Raw genomic sequence first — 1,149 nt, forward strand, 5'->3', positions numbered from 1 at the left:
TTCACTAATTTTATTTTGTGCAAAGAAAAAGTCCTTTATAATGAATAAGTCAGGTGGTAACCCGTCCAAATCCACTAAAAAGGACACATCTCATGGACAAGATTACACGAAAAACCTCATTTGGACAATGGTTTTTACCAATAAATCTTCAATTATTTGAAGATCAGGTGAAAACAATGAAATTAGATTACTATACGAAAAAATTAACGACTGAGTCTTTCCTAAAATTACTTCTTTTTGCTCAGCTAGAAGAAATTGAAAGTCTGCACGCGCTAGGCGATTGTCTATTCAATGACCAGCTTCAAAATGGAATCAACCTTGATTCAATCAGTATTTCCCAGCTTTCACGCCGATTAAATGGTATGAATCCAGATTTATTCCAAAGGCTTTTCCTTGATTTAGTGGCGCAAATTCATGCCAAAACGCACGATACAAAACTTGTGATGCCATTAAAAATCATAGATTCCAGTACATTGCCACTCAATTTAACCAATCATAAATGGGCTAAATTCCGCAAAACAAAAGCGGGGGTAAAGTTGCATTTGCGCCTTGTGTTCATGGAAAAGGGGATATCCTACCCTGAAAAGGCGGTTATAACATCGGCTAATGAACATGACCGTGGTCAACTGGAAGTCATGGTAGACGACAAGGAATGCATGTATGTGTTTGACCGAGGCTATTTGGACTATGAGCGCTTTGATCGAATGACGGATGATGGCTATTTTTTTCTTTCTAGGCTACGTAAAAACGCAGTCATACGGGAAGTTTACGATTTTAAACTACCCAATGATACAGCTGTTTTGTCAGATCAAATGGTGTTGATTGGTACGACTCAAAACCGTGCTGAAAATTACTTTCGCCTTCTTAAAGTGATTGATTCAAAAGGAAACGAACTCCATCTAATTACCAATCGCTTTGATTTAAGTGCTGAGGAAATTTCGGAAATGTATAAATCACGATGGGCAATTGAGTTGTTTTTCAAATGGATCAAACAGCATCTCAGCATCAAAAAGTTCTACGGACAAAGCGAATGGGCGATTCAAAATCAAGTGTTTATCGCACTTATTGTTTTTTGCCTACATGTTCTTGTGCAAATCGAAACTAGAAGCAAGCGAAAAACCTTACAAATTAGTCGTTTTTTAAGGGCAG

At 37.4% G+C, this 1,149-nt stretch carries 1 protein-coding gene; it reads left to right on the forward strand.

Going from position 1 to position 1,149, the window contains the following annotated elements; genetic code table 11:
• Positions 1–92 precede the first annotated feature (92 nt).
• Positions 93–1,149, forward strand: a 1,057-nt coding sequence (locus M3226_RS31390) for an IS4 family transposase (protein WP_251573409.1), incomplete at its 3' end; no start/stop codon positions are given.

It is taken from the genome of Neobacillus cucumis (genome assembly GCF_023715505.1).